Origin of the sequence: Psychromarinibacter halotolerans (assembly GCF_029168315.1) — a bacterium.
GTDB classification, from domain to species: domain Bacteria; phylum Pseudomonadota; class Alphaproteobacteria; order Rhodobacterales; family Rhodobacteraceae; genus Psychromarinibacter; species Psychromarinibacter halotolerans.
Genome location: NZ_JARGYD010000007.1, coordinates 65,467 through 79,304 on the forward strand (window position 1 = coordinate 65,467; position 13,838 = coordinate 79,304).

Sequence of the window (13,838 nt, forward strand, 5' to 3'; positions counted from 1 at the left end):
GTCAGGCGACCTTCTGCAAGGGACGGCGGAACGGGGGAACGAACGTGGGCAGCGCCGCGCCGACCTGCACCACCGTGGCGATCACGAGATATCCGGTTGCGATGGCCGTCAGCCCATAGGGGGCCAGCAGCGCGGTATTGGCGATCAGCGACGCCGTCAGCAGGACGGTGACCCAGAACTCGGCTTGCGGGCGTTCGTTGCTGCGCAGCCATTGCGCCGCGGCGGACCAGATCACCGAGGGGATCGCGGCAAGGCAGAGGATCGACACGACATCGTCGATGCCGCCCCACCCGTCCCCGAACAGCACCGGCACATAGTAGGGCGCGGCAAGCGCCTGCAGCACGACCACCGGCGCGATCAGCGCGACGCTTAGCATCAGCGCCTGTCGCAGGGCGGCGGTGCGGTCCTTGGCGCTGCACAGGTGCGGGAAAAGCGCGACCGAAAGGGCCTGCGAGAAGGACGTGGCAAGGCCAAGGCCCGCGTTGAAGGCCATGAAATACAGGCCCAGCATCTCGGCCCCCAGCATGAGGCCGATCACCAGCTTGTCGGCCTGAAGCCGCAGCGCCTTCACGACCTCGACGCCCAGCACGGCCCATCCATAACGGACGAAGGGCGCAAGCGGCGCGCGGGGGCCGGGCGTTGGCGCCCAGGGGTGCAGACGGCGCATCGCGACCAGCCAGATCGGCGCGGCCAGCAAGCGCGGCAGAACCAGCGCAAGCGGCGACGGAAAGACGACGGCCAGCAGCGCGGACAGCATGTTGGCGCCCACGACCTGCCCGCCCGCGATGGCGGCGGTCTGCTGCATTCGGCCCGCCCGCATCGCCAGCGCGCATTGGACCAACCCGGCGGGCATGAACAGGTATTCCCCCGCGAGGATCGCGATCAGGATGAACAGGCCAAGGTCGCCGCCGACGGCAAGGATCACCCCGCCAACAGAAAGCTGCAGCGTGAACAGGCCAAGGCACCACGCCCAGAACAGCCGCCGCGCGGTGCGGCAGGTTGCGTCCAGATCGGCGTCCGAGGCGGCGATGATCCGCTGCCCGACACCGTTCTCGGTCAGGGCCTTCAGGATGTCAGAGGCTGCCAGCGCGGCTGCTGCAACACCGATCGCCGCCACATCCATCGTCCGCGCGACCGCAACCACGACGATAAGCCGTGACGCCTTCGCTGCCACTTCGGACAAGCAATAGGCGAGCAGGTTCCGCGCGAAGGGGGCTCGTTTCAGAATGTGACGCATGATCGGGTTCCGTGAGTGGGGCTGCCGCGCTGGCATTGAAAACAGGTGTACCCGGCCCGCGCGGTCCACGTCCCAGCCCCCGCCGGACAGCCAAACGGTGCGTTTGATATGCAACCTATCCGTTCGGATTGGGTCACGATCCCGGCGAGGGGATGGACCCGCGACTCTGCGCCGCGCTATGCAGGACCGACGTAGTCGTAAACCGCCGGGGCGCGTGTAATGAGGACCCGCAAAGGCCAGCTTGGACTGGGTGTCATGTCGCTGTTGATGGCGTCCGCCTGCGCGACGCCGCGCGACGCGTCCAACATCGAACCGGCCTCGGTCGGCGGCGCGTACCAAGCGCAATACCGCGACATCGACACCACCCGCGACGCCGTATCGACCGTTCTTGTGTCGCCACGGATGAACGCGGCCAAGTGCAAACCCTACGGCGGAGACACCCCCACGGGCACGAAGGGCAGCTACGGCGGCTATCTGCCGGATGCATTGCGGGGCGAGGTTCTGTCGCGTGGCGATCTGGTCGAACTGCTGCTGCCCGGCGACGACACCTTTTCCGGCGACTACGTGATTTCGCGGGACGGCACGTTGAAGCTGCCGTTCATTGCGCCGATCCCGGCACAGGGGCGCAGCACGCAACAGGTGATCAACGATGCCGTCTCGGCGCTGATTTCCGGCGGTTACTATGCGACGACGCCCGCGGTTTCGCTGCTGGTCAAGGACTTCGCGCCGGTGCGTGTGGCCGTGGCCGGCGCGGTATTCGAACCGCAGACCGTCACGATCGGCGGCGTCCCCGGCGATCAGGTCGACACCCTGCGGCAGGCCGCGCTTGGCGCGTCGACGGAATCCCGCAACCTAACGGTGGCGCTGCGCAATGCTGGCGGCATCCGGCCCGACGCCGATCTGTCGGCGGTGCAACTGACGCGGAACGGCGTGACCTACACGCTGGACCTGCGCGCCGCGTTGAAGGGCTTTGGCTTTGACGACGTGCTGATGATCGGCGGGGACGAGCTGCACGTCCCGTCGCGCGGCTGTTTCCAGGACGATCTGATGATCCCCAGCCCGATCAGCCCGCCGGGTATCTCTTTGTACCTGTCGAACCTGACCGTGCCCGCCACCGGCAATGCGCCGTCGGCCATCGGACAGACCGTGCGCGAGGTGCCCTATGGCACCCGGTTCACCCAAGCCGTGATCGACGCAAACTGCGTCGGCGGCGCGCGGGCCACCAGCGCCGACCGCTCGGCGGCGCTGTTCTCGCGAAACCCGATGACGGACGTGTCGGTGGTGATCGAACGCAAGGTCGAGGTGATGCGCCAGCGCGCGGACCGTGACGATTATGACCCCTACCTGCTGCCGGGCGACTCTATCGCCTGCTACGACAGCGGCGTGACCAACCTGTCCGAAATCGCACGGGTCGTGGGTCTGGTCGGCTTGGCGGTTGCGATCCCCTAGGGCTGCGCCACCCGCCAATCCTCCAGCGTGTCACGGGTCTTGTCCCACAACACGGACAGCGCGTGCAGCCTTTCCGGCGCGACCGGAGCACCCCGTTTCAGGTCCGTCTCGACCGCGGCCAATGCCCGGCGCAACGCGCTAAAGCCAAACACGCCGCAGGTTCCCGCGCATTTGTGCACCACTTGTTGCAGGTCGGCGGGCGCAAGCGTGCCCTCGGCAATGCGGTCGATGTCCCAGTTGATTTCGGCGACGCTGCGATCAAGCAGCGCCACCGCTGAACCGTCCCGAAACCGTTCAAGGTTTTCAGCTTCGATCAGCGGCGCGTCCGATGGCTTGTCCGCCAAAGGGACGGCGGCGTCGGCCGCAACCGGGGCGCCCCCGGCAACCTCGGCCAGCGTCTTTTGCAATGCGTTCCGGTCCAGCGGTTTGCTGACGCAATGCGGCATGCCTGCCTGCCGGAACGCGGCGATTTCCTCGGGAAGCGCGTGTGCCGTGACCGCGATGATCGGCGCGGTCTTGGACGGTCCGTCGCCCGACCGGATCGTTCGCGCCGCCTCCGGCCCGTCCATCACCGGCATGGATACGTCCATCAGGATCGCGTCGAAGCGTCTGGCGTTCGCCCACTCTACTCCGGCGCGCCCGTTCACCGCCTCGGTCACGGTGTGGCCGTCCGCCTCTAGGAATTCGCGGGCGACCAGCCGGTTGATCTCGTTATCCTCGACCAGAAGAATATCCAACGGGCGGATCGCGGGGGATGGCGCGGTTTCGGCATCCGACGGCGTCCCCTCGGACAGATCCGCAGGCGCGAACGGCAGGCGCAACCAGAACAGGCTGCCCTCTCCCGGCTCGCTTTCAACGCCGATCTCGCCACCCATCAGCATGGCAAACCGCCGCGCGATCCCAAGGCCAAGGCCGGTGCCGCCAGCTTGCCGAGCGTAGGAGGAATCCAGCGTCTCGAAGTCGCGGAAAATCCGGTCGAGGTCTTCGTGTGCGATGCCGACGCCGCTGTCGATGACGCGGAATTCCAACTGCGGATCGCTGGCGCCAATCACTTCGGCCTCGATCTCGACCGTGCCTGCGCGGGTAAACTTCACCGCGTTCCCAACAAGGTTCAGCAGAACCTGGCGCAGGCGGCGCGGATCGCCCACGGCGCCATCGACCGGTGTGCCTTCCCAGCGCCAGTCCAGCGCGTTGCCGTTCTTCGTCGCCAGCGGTGCGGTCGTCTCGATCACGCCGTCCAGCAGCCGAGGGACAGAGAACGGCTTGCGGACGATGTCGATGCGCCCCGCCTCGTACTTGGCCAGATCCAGCACGTCATTCACCAGCGACAGCAAAAGCCGTCCCGAGAATTCCATACGGTTCAGCAGTTCTTGCTGCCGGTCCGACACCGACTGGTCCCGCATCAGCTGCATCGAGCCCAGCAGCCCGTTCAGCGGCGTCCGCATCTCGTGGCTCATGACGGCAAGGAATTCCGCTTTCGCCCGTTCGCCCGCCAGCGCACGGTCTCGCGCTTCGGTCAGGTCGTTCTCGGCAGCACGGCGGCGCGAGATGTCGCGCATATAGATGACATGCACCTGCCCGCCGCTGGCGTCCTCGGCATGGTTGACGGCGACCTCGGCGGGGAACTCGCGCCCGCCCTGCGTCTTGGCCGTCACTTCCAGATGAAGCGCCTCGCCGCTATCGCGCGCGCCGTCGTTCATGAAGCGGAAATACGTGTCGCGCGCCTTGGTGCGGGACCGCTCCGGCAGGACCAGCTCGGCCACGCGCTGGCCCAGTGCATCGGCGCGCGAGACCTCGAATATCTTCTCGGCGGCCGGGTTGAACTCTAGGATCTCGCCGCGCCTGTTGGCTACGATGATCGCGTCCTGCGACGTTTCCACAATCGTGCGCATCCGCGCCGAGGTTCGCCGCACCTCGTCCGAGCGGCGGATCGCCAGTTGCGACAGCCGGAACATCGCAAGGGCGACAAGCACCAGCCCGCCAAGCAGCGCCGCCAAAACGATGGCCAGCAGGATCAGCGTGCGAACCAGATCCTCGCGCCGCGCATCGGACACCTCTGCGAAGGCGGCAAGGCCACCAAGCGAGAACCGCCGCACCTCGTCGGACACCGCCAGCGCCCGTTCGGAAAGGTCCGGCAGAGCCGCGATCAGGGTTGCGTCGTCACCGTCGATCAGCGGGATCGTGTCCTGCAGGAAGGTGCGGACCACCGCGCGCGGTTCGTCATAGGTCGGATCGCGGCGCAGCTCGCGGAACACCAGCCCGTTTTCGATGGTGTCCACCCGGCTGTAGAAAATGTCGAACCGCCGCCGCACCTGATCGACCTGAAGCGGATCGTCCAGCGCGCGCTGCATCGCCAGTTCGAAACGCAGGAATTCCACGTCGGCTTGCGCAAGGCTCCATTGCAGGTTGTCGGAGTTCGCGGTCGAGACATCCTCGAGTTCACGCAACAGCACCCACGCCATGAAGGCGATCATGCCGACGCAGCAGACAAGCGCAAAGACCGTGGCGCCTCTGCGGCGCCACGGCTTCCCCAACTGCTCTGTCGTGCCTGTCACTACCACTTGGCGCTCCGAAACGAGGTGGCCATTCTGTCGGGATTACTCTGCAACCACGATCCGGTCGAGTTGCCAGATGCTGCGAGAGTATATGACCTCGGTCTGGTAATCCGGGTCGTCGTCGTAGGGGTAAATCACCCAAAGCGGGCCCTTGTCGCGCACGGACATCGCCTTGCCGTTGTTCTGGTAGGCAACGATCGCGCCGCCTTCGACCCAATCATCCGCCGGGATCTCGACCGAGTAATCGTTGATCGCCGTCGCGTTCAGCATCGCTCCATTGGCCCCGACGGCATCCATAAGCACCCCCAGCGGAACGCCGGTGAAAGACTGCGTGCCCTCGGTCCAGATGGTCGTGGTCTCGACGGTCACGGTGTCCATCGCTTCAAGCATGGCAAGGTCGAAGGTGGCGGTATCGCCGTCGTTGGTGATCGCGATGGCGCCGGAGACGGTCAGGATCACCTCGCCCTCCGGCGCGGACAGGTCCTGAGCAGATGCCGCAACTGGCAGAAGAAGGGTCACGGAAAAGATCGCGCGGGTCAGAAAGGAAAGCATGAGGTTCCTCCTTGGGGCTGGCTGATGCCCAATATGTGCCACAAGACGCATTGCGGCACACTTGGGCATCGGAAGTACACCCCTATCCGAACGGATAGGGGCGTGGGATCAGGCGACGCTGCGCAGGGGAACCGCGGTGGATTGGTGCAGGGCGGCGTCAATCTCTGCCCGCAGGTCCGGGCGGTCCTGCGCATAGGCGATGTTCGCCTGCAGGAACCCGGCAACCGACCCGCAATCGAAGCGTTCGCCGTCGAACCGGAAGCCAGAGACCGGCAGACGGCCTGCGTCGGCGGTGATCGCGTCGGTCAGTTGGACCTCTCCTCCGGCGCCGGGCGCCTGCACGCGCAGCCGGTCGAACACGACCGGATCAAGGATGTAGCGGCCCACAACGGCAAGACGCGACGGCGCATCCTCGGGCGCGGGTTTCTCGACCAGTCCGCGCGCCCGGGCGATACGGCCCTGCCGGGACGACACGTCGAGGATGCCGTAAGAGCTTACCGCCTGCGGCGCGACTTCCATCGCGGCGACAAGGTGGCCGCCGGTGTGCGCATGCGCCTCGACCATCTGCGACAGGCACCCTTTCGGCGCACGGATCACGTCGTCGGGCAGCAGCACCGCGAAGGGACGGTTGCCGACCGCACTGGCCGCAAGACCGACCGCATGGCCCAGACCCAGCGGGGCGTGCTGGCGGATGAAGCTGCGGGCACGGCGCGGCAGACAGCCGTGGCGGATCGCGTTCAGCGGTCCCGTCTTGCCGGCCTGTTGCAGCCGGGCCTCTAGCTCTGGCACGGGATCGAAATGGCGTTCCAGCGCCGCCTTGCCGTCCGAAGAGATGAACACGAATTCCTCGATCCCGGCGTCGCGCGCCTCGTCGACGGCGTACTCGATCAGCGGACGGTCAACGAGCGGCAGCATCTCTTTCGGGACCGACTTGGTCGCGGGCAGAAAGCGGGTGCCAAGGCCCGCGACGGGGAAGACGGCGACTTTTACATGGGTCATTTCAAAACTCCTTGAACTTTGGGTCAATAGGCGCCGCGGCCGCCAAGGACGGCGCGGAAGGTCATGGTGATCAGAAGCAGGTCCAACAGGACGGTGCGCGAGCGGGCATAGGCAAGATCCATGTCGATCATCTTGTCGAACCCTATCTCGGCCCGGCCGGACACCTGCCAGACACCGGTCAGGCCCGGCCGCACGGCCAGACGGCCCAGCGCACGCGCGGGATAGGCCGCGACCTCTTCCGGCAGCGCGGGGCGCGGGCCGACGATGGACATCTCGCCGCGCAGCACGTTGAGGATCTGCGGCAGTTCGTCGATCGAAAAGCGGCGCAGCAGGCGGCCGACGCGGGTGACGCGCGGATCCTTGCGCGACTTGAAACAGACGCCTGCGCGATCCGACTGCGCCAGAAGCGCGGCGCGGCGCAGCTCGGCGTCGATCTGCATCGAGCGGAACTTGAACATCGTGAACGGGACACCGTCCTTGCCGACGCGGGTTTGGCGGAACAGCACCGGGCCGCGGCTGTCCAGCTTGATGGCAAGGCCCAGCAACAGCAGCAACGGTGCAAGCATCACAAGGGCAGAGCCGGCGAAACCAAGGTCAAGCATCCGCCGTAGGACCGTGTCGCGGTCTGCCTTGCCGGCCGCGGCTTTCGCGGCATGGGCAAGAAAGGTGGCATTGCCGACGATGTAGCGCCCGGCCATGCGGCGCGGTTCCATCGCCAGCCGCCAGATCCATTCACACTTGACCTTGCGCACGGCGAGCGGCGCGCGCGCCACCCGGCCCGAGAGGAAATCGAACAGCGCCCCGACGCCCAAGGTGATGCGGGCATCCAGACGGTGCGCGTTGCGGGCAAGCCAAAGGTCCTGCTTCGGAACGCCCATCGCGACCAACAGGATATCCGGCCGGGCTGCGTTGATCGCGGAGATCGCGGCACGCTCATCCACCATGCCGCCGAACCCGTCCCGGGTGCCGACGACGCGCAGGCCGGGGATCTTGAGGCAAAGCGCATCGGCGGCCCCGTCGGCGACACCGGGCTGGCCACCCAGCAGGAACACGGTCAGACCGCGGGCCGCAGCCTGCCGCAGCAGCGCCGGGGTGAAATCGGTGCCGTTCAGGTTCGCGACGAACCGGCGGCCCTGCATCTTGCCCGCAAGCTCTACGCCGATCCCGTCCGGCAGGACCATGTCCGCCGTCGCAAGCGCATCGTGGTAAGCGGTGTCGCGGCGGGCCACGTTCGCGCAATGCGCGTTCAGAAAGGCCACGCGGCTGCGGCGGCCGGGGATCAGCAGTTCGTCGATGACGGCCTGCGTGTCGGCGGACACGACATCAAGGCCGAACAGGGTGATCCTGTCGATACCGCGCGCCAGGGCGGCGGGTACGGTCGGGGCGGGGCGGTCGGTGAAACCGGCAAGGGCGTGGTGGGCGAAAGTCATCGGCGCAGTCCTTCAATTTGTCTGCCCCCGGCTTGCCCGACGCGGCCCTTTCCGGGCAACGAAACGGCCGGACAGGTCCCGCCCTCGGTGGTATTAGCCATTGTTCTTTCAGAGGAATCCGCTGCCCAACCGGCACATCCCCGCCCCGCCCGGACAGCGCGGCACTATCCGAACGGATGGGTGCGTTAACCGGTATTGCCCTTCATTCGCCGCATTGGCGTGGTGTAGGTTCTGTCCGATTTCCGGAATGATTTCGGATGCGGACACCCTGAAGATTATGCGTGCCGGGCTTTTCTGGTAAGACTTGCATGAAGGTGTCCTCACCGCCGGTTTGGACGAGTTTGGAGGGACCATGCGCATACTCATCGCCGACGACCATGATCTGCTGCGCGACACTCTCTCGATGTTCTTCGAGTCCGAAGAGGGCATCGAAACCGACACCGCCACCAACCTTGAAGAGGCGGTCGGCAAGGTCACCGCGGCGCCCTACGATCTTGTGCTGCTGGACTACACCATGCCCGGCATGAACGGGCTGGAGGGTCTTGAGCGGGTGCTGGGCATGGACGGCGGCCACCGTGCCGCGCTGATCTCTGGCACGGCCAGCCGCGAGGTGGCCGAGGCCGCGCTTGCCGCCGGGGCTGCCGGGTTCCTGCCCAAGACGCTGTCCGCGCGTTCGCTGGTCAATGCGATCCGGTTCATGGCGATGGGCGAACAATATGCCCCGCTCGACTTCATGCGCGCCGCCGAGGAAGAACCGACGCACCCGCTGGCCGAGAAGCTGTCGCGGCGCGAGCACGAGGTTCTGAAGGGCCTGACCGAGGGCAAGTCCAACAAGGAAATCGCCCGCGATCTCGACATCCGCGAGCCGACGGTCAAGCTGCACGTCAAGACGCTGTACCGCAAGATCGGCGCCGCCAACCGGACGCAGGCCGCGATGATCGCCAAGGACGAGGGGCTGTTCTGACCTATCCGTCCGGATAGGCCGATCTGCACCGATGCGACCGGCGGCGATCCCGCCGCGCGCAAGCCTTCGGATGCAGGGACAGATAGGACACGGGCAAGGAGATTTGCCCATGCCCCAGATTGCCAAGACCCCCCTTAAAGTTCCCGCCCTCATGCGGCTGCCCCTGCGCCAGCTGTCCTTCGCCCGCCTGCTGCGCGGCGGACGGCTGGGCGACCTTGGCCGTCTGCCCCGGTACGCCGGGATCTTCGCGGTCGGCGCGGTGTGCATCTGGGCACCGATCTACGGCTATCTGTCGACCGCACCGCTGCGATACACCTCGTCGTTTTCGCTGATCCTGCCGGGCTCTGGGGCGTCCGCCTCGGTCAACCTCGACAGCATCGGTCAGGCGTCGTCCTTCGCGAACTCTCCATTCGCCAGTTCCTCGGTCAGCCCGACCGAGACCTACAAGCGCCTGCTGGCCGCCGAACGCATCGTCGTCGCCGCCGCCCAGACGATGTCGATGCAGCGGCGCGATTTCGGCCAGCCAAGGGTCGAGCTTGTCGACCAGACCGGCCTGATCCACGTTTCCATCGTCGGCGGCGCGCCCGAGGATGCCCGCGCACGGGGCGAGGCGCTGCTGGCGTCCTTCTTCGCCGAGATCGAAGCGTTGCGCGCCGACGAGGCGACGACCCGCGAAATCAGCGCCGGTGCCGCGATCGAGGAATATCGCAACTCGGTCCTTGCCACCCGCGAAGAGATTTCCCGCCTGCAACGCGACAACGGCCTGATCTCGACCAGCCAGTACGAGGCGCTTGTCGCCGAGACCGACGCGCTGGCCCAGCGCGTGCGCGACCTTGATGCGACGCTGCAGGACCGCACCAACGCGGTGCGGGCGCTGGAAAGCTCTTTGGGCCTGACCCCGCGCCTGGCCGCCGCCGCACTGCGCCTGCACGCGGACATCGAATTCGCGGCGTTGGTCAAAGAGATGTCCGAACGCGCCGCCGACCTGTCGCAGGCCCGCTCGAAATACGGCGAGGCCCATCCAGAGGTCCTGACCGCGCGCGAGGGCCACGAGGCCGCCAGCGCCGAGGCACGCCGCCGTGCCACGATGCTGACCGGCCTGACCGATGCGGAACTGTCGGCGCTGGACCTGTCCCACGTCGGCAACCGCGCCGCCCTGCTCAGCGATCTTGTCACCTACGAAGCACAACGCGCCGGTCTGGCCGCAGAGCTTGGGGCCTTGACCGAACGGCTTCGGACTGCCGAAGCGCGGCGTGTCGAACTGATCGAGCCCGCGGCCCGGCTGGAAGATCTTCAGCGTGATTTCGCGGTGGCCGAAGCCGTCTTCGCCTCGGCGATGGCGCGGTCGCAGACCACCAAGACCGACCTTTATGCGTCGTACCCGCTGGTTCAGGTGCTGGAAGACCCAAGCCTGCCGGTCGACCCGACCTCGCCCAAGCGCAAGCTGGCCGCCGCCGCCGGGATCGCGGCCACGGTGTTCCTGCTGATCGGTCTGACGCTTGGCTGGATCCGCCGCCCGCTGATTGACCGGCTGCTGGCCAAGGATGACCATGACCTCGTGATGGTCCCCGCGGAATGAGCCGCGCGCCCGACATCCTGCCCCAAAACCCGGCAGAGGCGCTGGTGCTGAAGACGCTGCGCCTGACGTGGCCCTTTTACTTCGTCGGCGCTCTGTACGTCGTCGGGCCCGTTCTGGCATGGGTGCTGGGCGGGCTGGCCGCCCTGTCGCTTTACCTTGGCCTTGCGATCCGCCCCGACCTGCGCCCGCGCGGGCCGATCCCGCCGGTCGTTTGGGCTTGGATCGCAGGGATGGCGGTGATGCTGGTCGCACTGTGGGTGGGGCACTTGGACTGGGGGCTTGGGCTGAAACAGACGATCAAGTCCTCGATCGGATGGGCGAAAGGCTGGGCACTGCTGGCGCTGTTCCCGTTCGTGGGCGCGGTGCTGCCGATCCGGCGCGAGATCCTGATCCGGGGACAGTGCCATATCGGGCTGTGGACGCTGGTGCTGCTGCCCATCCTGATCGCCGCCCCCTACGCCGGGCTTCCGGAGCGTATCTTCACCTCGCCGCTGAAAGCCGTCGGAGGGCCGGGACCGGAATATTTCTCAGTCTATTTCTTCACCTGGGACCCGGCAAGCTGGACCCCGCGCTGGCAGTTCTACGCCCCTTGGTCGCCCTTCGCGGCACTGCTGGGCGTGGTGCAGGTCTGCTTCGCGCTAGAGGAAAAGAACATCCGCTGGCGGACCATCGGGCTTGCCGCAGGCGCCGCCATGATCCTGTTCTCGAAATCGCGCATGGGGCTGGTGGGCCTTGTCGCCTGCACCGTCGGACCGCGCTTGCTTCCGTTGATGCTGCGCGGCTGGGCATGGACGGCACTGGCGGCGGCGACAGCATCTCTGGCGGTGTTCGGCGCGGCGCTGGCGCAGGCCGGCAAGGATGCGGTCGCCACCTTCAAAGGCGCGCGCGCCGACAGCACCCGCGTGCGCGAGACGCTGCAGCGGATCGCCGGAGAGCGGTGGCGGAACGAGGCGTTCTGGTTCGGCCACGGCACCGTGCACCCCGGGCCGCACCTTGTCGAATATATGCCCATTGGCAGTCACCACACGTGGTGGGGGCTGTTGTTCGTGAAAGGCTTGGTCGGGATGCTTGCGCTGCTGGTGCCGTTGCTGTGGCAGACGCTGATCGCGCTGGTCGATGCCACTCGGTCGAAACGCGGGCATCTGCCGCTGGGGATCGTGATGACGATGGTGCTGCTGTCGTTCGGCGAGAACATCGAGATCGAGGCCTACATGCTTTGGCCCGGGCTGATGATCCTTGGCATTCACGCGTCCGAGGTTGCGTCAGATCGCCAAGCGCAAGGGCCCGCCTGACCAAGGCGCGCCGACGTCAGGGCCCCGGCGCGGCTACCAGACCCCGCCGCCAAGAAACAGGACGCTCATCCAGATGACGAAGCCGCCAGCCAGGATCTGAAGCGCGGGTCCGATCCGTGCAGCCGCCCCGAACCGGCTGGCCGACGCCTGCCCCATGCCACGGGCTGCGATGCTGGACACGGCGACAAGGCCGGTCAGCGTCGCGGTGCCAAGCCCCATGACGATCACGGCGGCGGCGCCCGCGGCGCGGATGTCCATCTGCCACGCGATCACCAGCAAGAAGATCGCGCCGGTGCAGGGGCGGACCGCGATGCTGCCGACAAGCGCCAGCGTTTCGCGCACCGAGCCCAGCGCGGCGACCTCGTCCGGCGTCGGGCCGTGCGCGTGGCCGCAGCACGCGCCGTCGTGATCGTGATCATGCCCGTGGTCGTGGCCCGACGTTCTCTGCCGGGCAAGGCCGCGCAGTCCGCGCCAGACCAGAACGACGCCGATCAGCCCGATCACTAGATAGCTTGCGGGGGCAAGGTAATCTTCCGCCAGCGTCGTCACGCTTTGCGCGGACACCTCCAGCAGCGCGAAGCCGCCGTACACCAGAAGGATCGCCCACGCCGCCTGCGCAAGGCTGGACAGAACAGCGATGACCAGCAGGCGCGCCATCGACACGCGCGACCCGACGCCCACGCCTCCGATCAGGTATTTGCCGTGCCCGGGCCCCGCCGCGTGAACGAACCCATAGGCGCCTGCCGCCGTCAAAAGGGCCGCCGTCGCGCCGGGGTTTCCGGCCCGCAGCCCGCGCACCGCGCCGGCCATCTCGTTCTGGAAAGCCCGTTGCTGTTCGACCGCCCAATGTGCGAGCCCCGACAGGTCCGGCACCATCAGCAACGCCAGAACGATCAGACCGCAGACACCGATGACAAGGGCTAGTCGCATCGCACCACGATCCGGTCGGCGAACAACGCACCGACGTTGGCCAGTTCGGGCGTTTCCTCGCGACCGAGGCTTGCCAGCGTCTCCGCAAGGTCTTCGGATTCACTATCCGGATCGAAATCCACGACCTGCGCCGAGCAGGCATCCGCATCCCCGATAAGCTCGGGCGGGTCCGTGAGTGAGAAGGCGAAGAAATAGGTGGATTCGTGGAACGAGACGTCGATCTCGCGCCCCTGCATGTCCAGCGGCGTCGACAGCCTGCGGACGAAGGTCAATTGCAGGCGTCCATCCAGCATATGCGCGTCAAGATCGCTGGGCCATTCAAGCGGTATCGCCGCCCCATCCATGACCGGATGCGCCGAGCCGTCAAAATCGGCGGGCCATTCGCTTAGCTGCTGCACAAGCGCCAGCCGGTCTTCCTCGTCAAGCTCACCCGCGTCGTTCAGCTCAAGGCCCTGCGCCGACAGCATGTAGAGCGTTTCGAATTCGTCATAGCGCCACGTGACCTCCAGCGCCTCCAGCGTCGCATCGGGGCCGAACCGGAAATCAACGCCGCCGTCGATGAACACATGCGGGTGCGCAGCCGCCTGCCCCGCCAGAAGAAGGCACGCCAACCCCGTCGCTGCGTGAAACGTCTGCCTGCGGAACATTGACGTCAAACCTCGTCCTCCGGGTCGTGCCCCAGCAGAAGCATCGCTGTCCTCGACCTTGGGCGACCCGTGCAACAGTCCGGCCCGTGGGATCTTTGGCAAGGGGGTGCCACGCAACGTGATTGGTGTGCAAGTGGGTACGGCGAGGATGCAAGGCAGGCCGTTCGACAACGCAATAACTTATGTCGAGAATACCGCGCGCCT

General features: G+C 66.8%; 11 protein-coding genes. 4 read left to right on the forward strand and 7 right to left on the reverse strand.

The genetic code is table 11. The annotated features are described in order from the left end of the window. Position 1 precedes the first annotated feature (1 nt). On the reverse strand, positions 2–1,237 hold the full coding sequence (locus P1K30_RS17050; protein ID WP_275633971.1) for an oligosaccharide flippase family protein: 1,236 nt from the start codon (positions 1,235–1,237) through the stop codon (positions 2–4). 219 nt (positions 1,238–1,456) lie between these two features. Between P1K30_RS17050 and P1K30_RS17055 the strand changes: the two genes are divergently transcribed. Beyond that, positions 1,457–2,686, forward strand: coding sequence for a polysaccharide biosynthesis/export family protein (locus P1K30_RS17055; RefSeq protein ID WP_275633972.1), 1,230 nt, complete (start codon positions 1,457–1,459; stop codon positions 2,684–2,686). Here P1K30_RS17055 and P1K30_RS17060 read toward each other — a convergent pair. The 4 genes from P1K30_RS17060 to P1K30_RS17075 all read right to left on the reverse strand — a co-directional run bounded on the left by P1K30_RS17060 (position 2,683) and on the right by P1K30_RS17075 (position 8,222). After that, entirely contained in the window at positions 2,683–5,241 is a 2,559-nt protein-coding gene (locus P1K30_RS17060) for a hybrid sensor histidine kinase/response regulator (protein WP_275633973.1), read from the reverse strand. The genes P1K30_RS17055 and P1K30_RS17060 overlap by 4 nt on opposite strands. Before the next feature lie 42 nt (positions 5,242–5,283). Next, the gene (locus tag P1K30_RS17065; protein ID WP_275633974.1) at positions 5,284–5,793 is read right to left on the reverse strand and encodes a putative pterin-binding protein; all 510 of its coding nucleotides are present in this window, start codon (positions 5,791–5,793) and stop codon (positions 5,284–5,286) included. 108 nt (positions 5,794–5,901) lie between these two features. Further along, a complete protein-coding gene (locus tag P1K30_RS17070; protein WP_275633975.1) occupies positions 5,902–6,792 on the reverse strand; it encodes a UTP--glucose-1-phosphate uridylyltransferase in 891 nt (296 codons plus the stop codon). Positions 6,793–6,815: 23 nt separating this feature from the next. After that, the gene (locus P1K30_RS17075) at positions 6,816–8,222 is read right to left on the reverse strand and encodes a WecB/TagA/CpsF family glycosyltransferase (RefSeq protein ID WP_275633976.1); all 1,407 of its coding nucleotides are present in this window, start codon (positions 8,220–8,222) and stop codon (positions 6,816–6,818) included. A 352-nt stretch (positions 8,223–8,574) separates the two neighbouring features. Between P1K30_RS17075 and P1K30_RS17080 the strand changes: the two genes are divergently transcribed. From P1K30_RS17080 to P1K30_RS17090, 3 genes are all read left to right on the forward strand, one after another. Then, on the forward strand, positions 8,575–9,186 hold the full coding sequence (locus P1K30_RS17080; RefSeq protein ID WP_275633977.1) for a response regulator transcription factor: 612 nt from the start codon (positions 8,575–8,577) through the stop codon (positions 9,184–9,186). Positions 9,187–9,295: 109 nt separating this feature from the next. Next, positions 9,296–10,765: a GumC domain-containing protein gene (locus P1K30_RS17085; protein WP_275633978.1), complete on the forward strand. Its 1,470-nt coding sequence runs from the start codon at positions 9,296–9,298 to the stop codon at positions 10,763–10,765. Continuing rightward, positions 10,762–12,057, forward strand: a complete 1,296-nt coding sequence (locus P1K30_RS17090) for an O-antigen ligase domain-containing protein (RefSeq protein ID WP_275633979.1) — start codon at positions 10,762–10,764, stop codon at positions 12,055–12,057. Before P1K30_RS17085 ends, P1K30_RS17090 begins: the two co-directional genes overlap by 4 nt. A 33-nt stretch (positions 12,058–12,090) precedes the next feature. On the opposite strand, the gene P1K30_RS17095 is transcribed toward P1K30_RS17090, so the two are convergent. Together P1K30_RS17095 and P1K30_RS17100 are read right to left on the reverse strand one after the other, a co-directional pair. Further along, complete coding sequence (locus P1K30_RS17095; protein WP_275633980.1) at positions 12,091–12,987, reverse strand: nickel/cobalt transporter; 897 nt, start codon at positions 12,985–12,987, stop codon at positions 12,091–12,093. Then, positions 12,978–13,634 carry a DUF1007 family protein gene (locus P1K30_RS17100; RefSeq protein WP_275633981.1) on the reverse strand — a complete coding sequence of 219 codons (657 nt, stop codon included), beginning with the start codon at positions 13,632–13,634 and terminating at the stop codon, positions 12,978–12,980. The genes P1K30_RS17095 and P1K30_RS17100 overlap by 10 nt, the downstream gene beginning before the upstream one ends. Between the last annotated feature and the right edge of the window lie 204 nt (positions 13,635–13,838).

Bases quoted from the DNA above. Each gene is read 5' to 3' on its own strand.
- P1K30_RS17050 (WP_275633971.1), bottom strand. From the start codon at position 1,237: ATGCGTCACATTCTGAAACGAGCCCCCTTCGCGCGGAACCTGCTCGCC.
- P1K30_RS17055 (WP_275633972.1), top strand. From the start codon at position 1,457: ATGAGGACCCGCAAAGGCCAGCTTGGACTGGGTGTCATGTCGCTGTTG.
- P1K30_RS17065 (WP_275633974.1), bottom strand. From the start codon at position 5,793: ATGCTTTCCTTTCTGACCCGCGCGATCTTTTCCGTGACCCTTCTTCTG.
- P1K30_RS17070 (WP_275633975.1), bottom strand. From the start codon at position 6,792: ATGACCCATGTAAAAGTCGCCGTCTTCCCCGTCGCGGGCCTTGGCACC.
- P1K30_RS17075 (WP_275633976.1), bottom strand. From the start codon at position 8,222: ATGACTTTCGCCCACCACGCCCTTGCCGGTTTCACCGACCGCCCCGCC.
- P1K30_RS17080 (WP_275633977.1), top strand. From the start codon at position 8,575: ATGCGCATACTCATCGCCGACGACCATGATCTGCTGCGCGACACTCTC.
- P1K30_RS17085 (WP_275633978.1), top strand. From the start codon at position 9,296: ATGCCCCAGATTGCCAAGACCCCCCTTAAAGTTCCCGCCCTCATGCGG.
- P1K30_RS17090 (WP_275633979.1), top strand. From the start codon at position 10,762: ATGAGCCGCGCGCCCGACATCCTGCCCCAAAACCCGGCAGAGGCGCTG.
- P1K30_RS17095 (WP_275633980.1), bottom strand. From the start codon at position 12,987: ATGCGACTAGCCCTTGTCATCGGTGTCTGCGGTCTGATCGTTCTGGCG.
- P1K30_RS17100 (WP_275633981.1), bottom strand. From the start codon at position 13,634: ATGTTCCGCAGGCAGACGTTTCACGCAGCGACGGGGTTGGCGTGCCTT.